Source organism: Gluconobacter sp. Gdi, assembly GCF_014132155.1.
Taxonomy (GTDB): Bacteria; Pseudomonadota; Alphaproteobacteria; order Acetobacterales; family Acetobacteraceae; genus Gluconobacter.
The window spans coordinates 1-3,816 of record NZ_BLJQ01000031.1 but is presented as its reverse complement, the minus strand read 5'-3'; the positions used below and the strand labels follow the sequence as shown (position 1 = coordinate 3,816).

General features: G+C 54.7%; 2 protein-coding genes. Both read left to right on the top strand.

Translation table 11 applies throughout. The features are described from left to right. Nucleotides 1-125: 125 nt before the first annotated feature. Complete coding sequence (locus JN414_RS16180) at nt 126-3,035, top strand: Tn3 family transposase (protein WP_237390140.1); 2,910 nt, start codon at nt 126-128, stop codon at nt 3,033-3,035. 139 nt (nt 3,036-3,174) lie between these two features. Then, nucleotides 3,175-3,723: a recombinase family protein gene (locus JN414_RS16175; RefSeq protein ID WP_237390139.1), complete on the top strand. Its 549-nt coding sequence runs from the start codon at nt 3,175-3,177 to the stop codon at nt 3,721-3,723. The last annotated feature ends 93 nt before the right edge of the window (nt 3,724-3,816 follow it).

Here is a 3,816-nt window from a genome sequence, read left to right as displayed (position 1 = left end):
GGCCCAGTGGGCCCGAAGCTGTGATTTTGGCCATGTTGAAGAACGTGCCGGGAACGGCGAGGCTTTTGATTGACGCTTGATGCGTCCCAGGCAGATCGTGCTTCTCCAGCAAGGAGAGTAGCACGATGCAATCTGAGTCTTCGGCAGCCAACCTGGCGACGTCATGGAGCCTGAGTTTTGCAGATCTCGACTTTATCCACGGAAAAGCCGAAGCGACACGACTGGGTCTGGCTGTTCAGCTGAAATTTTTTGAAGCGTACGGCTATTTTTCGTTGGATCATACGGCAGTTTCCTCTGACGGTATTGCCTATCTCGCCGAGCAACTCGGCACTCACGCCGCGACCCTGAATGACTATGAATTTTCTGGCCGGACAGCGCGACGACATGCTGCGGAGATTTTGAAGTATCTTGGCTTTCGACGCCTTTCCCGGATTGATCGGGAGAAGATGTCCGCGTGGATTTCCAGGGACCTTTGCCCGACCGGCCAGCCAGTCCCTGTTATGCTCGGGCAGGTATTTCTATGGTGCCGGGATCGCCATATTTTTGGCCCGTCACGAAAAGAGCTTGAGCGTCTGGTCCGTTCGCTGCGGCAGAAATATCTGGATACCTGGCTGACCGGAATACGCAATCAGCTTCCTGAAAATACAGCAGCCATGCTGGAAGCCTCAATTTCAGATCCTGATGGGCCAACAGGCTTTAATGCCATGAAGGGTGACGCGGGATATGCTTCACTCGACACGGTTATCAGCATGGCAGCCAAGCTCGATTTCATTCAGAAACTTGATCTTCCAGGTGATATTTTGGGATCGACCGGCAAAACGTGGATCGAACAGATTGTTCGCCGCGTGGGAGCCGAAACGGCCTCGGAGATGCGTCGACACTCTCCCACAAGGCAGCTCGGGCTCTATACCGTCTACCTCCTGTCCCGTCAGGCACAGCTAACCGATGCGATGGTCGACCTGCTGATAGAAACCATTCACAAGATAGGCAGTCGTTCAAAACGCAAAGTCATTGGGGATATCGCCAAAGATATTGAACGGGTTTACGGCAAGGAACGCCTGCTGGTCGATATCGCAAGCGCATCACTTGATGATCCTTCAGGCCGTATCTGCGATGTTATTTTCCCGATTGCCGACAGCGTTAAACTGACCGCTATCATCAAGGAAAGCCAGGCGAAAGGGGCGCTTGACCGACGGATATACAAGGTGATGCGCGCGTCCTGGGCCAGTCATTACCGCCGCATGCTTCCCGGTCTGCTTTCAGTTCTGCAGTTCCAATCAAACAACACGACATGGCGCCCGGTCCTTGCCGCTCTTGAATGGATCGGCAGCAAAATGGACGAAGGATGTCGTTATGTGCCTGCATACGGTGTTCCGACCGATGCTGTTATTCCCGTTAAATGGCGCAGTGCTGTTGTTGATGGCGAGGGACGGGTGAACCGGATCAGCTATGAGCTTTGTGTTCTGACGGTTTTGAGGGAGCGTCTTCGATCCAAGGAAATCTGGGTTGTCGGAGCAGACCGTTATCGTAACCCGGATGACGATCTGCCGAAGGATTTTGAACATCGTCGCACAGCCTATTATGCCGATCTCAAATTGACACCGGATGCCGGGGAGTTTTCCGCTGGCATCCGCGCGGATCTTGAACGGGAATTATTGCTGCTGAACCAGACGATCCTTCGAAATGACAAGGTTCGGCTGCTGTGGCGAGGTGAAAACCGTATCTCGATTACGCCGTTCAAACCGGTGGCAGAGCCCAAAGGTCTCGAAGCGATTAAACGCGAGATCTCTGGCCGGTGGCCCATGACCAGTTTGCTGGATGTTCTGAAAGAGGCAGCGCTCGATACGGGTCTTCTGGATGCCTTTGAAACATCAGCGTCCCGGGTTTCTCTGCCAAAAGCGGTGCTGGATCGGCGTCTGCTGTTATGCCTCTATGCTTTGGGCACGAATGCAGGCCTCAAGCGTGTCGCCGGCGCTGTGCCTGATGTCAGCTACGAGGAACTGCTGCATGTCCATCGTCGCTTCATCAATGCGCCCGCGCTCAGGGAAGCGTGCGCCCAGGTTGCAAATGCGACACTCACTATCCGGAACGCCGCCGTCTGGGGCGATGCAGGCACGGCCTGCGCGTCAGATTCCACAAAATTCGGTGCATGGGATCGTAATCTTATGACCGAGTGGCATGCCCGGTACGGTGGCCGCGGTGTGATGATCTACTGGCACGTCGAAAAGCGCGCGACATGCGTTTATTCCCAGCTCAAGCGGTGTTCCTCCTCAGAGGTTGCATCGATGATTGAAGGCGTCCTGCGCCATTGCACCGACATGGATATTCAACGCCAGTATGTCGACAGCCATGGTCAAAGCGCCGTCGGCTTTGCCTTTTGCCGTCTCCTGGGGTTTGAACTCGCACCGCGACTGAAGGCGATCGCCCGTCAGAAACTGGCAATCCCGGATACGGCAATGCGCACGCGCCTCCCCAATCTGTTGCCGATCCTTTCGGGTCCGATCAACTGGGAGGAGATTGAGCAGCAATACGATGAGATGGTGAAATATGCAGCCGCGATGCAAACCGGGACCGCAGATCCGGAAGCCATTCTACGGCGCTTTGCACGAACTGAAGTCATGCACCCGACTTACAAGGCATTGAGTGAGCTTGGTCGTGCCATCAAGACAATCTTCCTCTGCCGGTATTTGCGTCAGGAGGAATTCAGGCGAGAGATTCATGAAGGGCTGAACGTCGTAGAAAACTGGAACAGCGCGAACGGGTTTGTGTTTTTCGGCAAAGGCGGTGAGCTGGCCACCAATCGTATTGAGGAGCAGCAGATTTCAGCGATGGCGCTGCATCTGCTGCAAGCGTCATTGGTCTACGTCAACACCCGTATGCTCCAGACCGTTCTGGTTGAGCCGCAATGGACCAGTCGGATGATGCCTGAAGATTACCGCGGGCTCACGCCGCTGATTTACAGTCACGTCAATCCCTATGGGCGTTTCGACCTGGATCTGGACACGCGGATCGATTTTAGCGCTCTGGCCGCATGAGAGGCAAAATTCTCATAACATTAGGGTGCACCTCAATGGGGCAGATAAAAGTGACATAAGCGACATGTAACAAATGGGTGGTTTTCTTCCAGATGTGACGATATGAGGAAATAACCACCCTAATGTGACGGATTGTCTTATGACCCGTGTCGGTTATGCCCGTGTCAGCACCACGGACCAGGATCTCGATATTCAGATTGCCCAGCTGAAGGCCGGAGGATGTGAAATCGTTCGTTCGGAAACAGGATCAGGGCGATCACGAAACGGGCGGACCGAGCTTGAGACCATCATGCAGTTCCTGCGTTCTGGAGACGAGCTTGTCGTCCTGCGTCTTGACCGGCTTGGTCGCTCCACACGGGATGTCCTGAACCTGGTCCATGAACTGGAAGAAAAGGGGGCTTCGCTGCGCGTGCTTGAGCCGGGCGTTACGACGGCCGGAGCCATGGGACGTATGGTCATCACAATTCTCGGCATGGTCGCTGACATGGAGTTAAAATTTATCAAGGATAGACAGCGTGCCGGGATTGAGGCGGCAAAAGCGGAAGGAACCTACAAAGGCCGGAAGAAAAACGTCGATGATGATGAAATCCGGCGGCGTATCGCCGCAGGCGAAAGCAAGGCTGGCGTTGCGCGCGAACTGAAAATCTCAAGGATGACTGTCTACCGTGCGCTTGAAACCATCGATTAAGCCGTCAGACACCCGACGCTCGCCCGATCAAGCGCCGTGTTTCCAGTCCGTTCTTCAACATGGCCAAAATCACAGCTTCGGGCCCACTGGGCC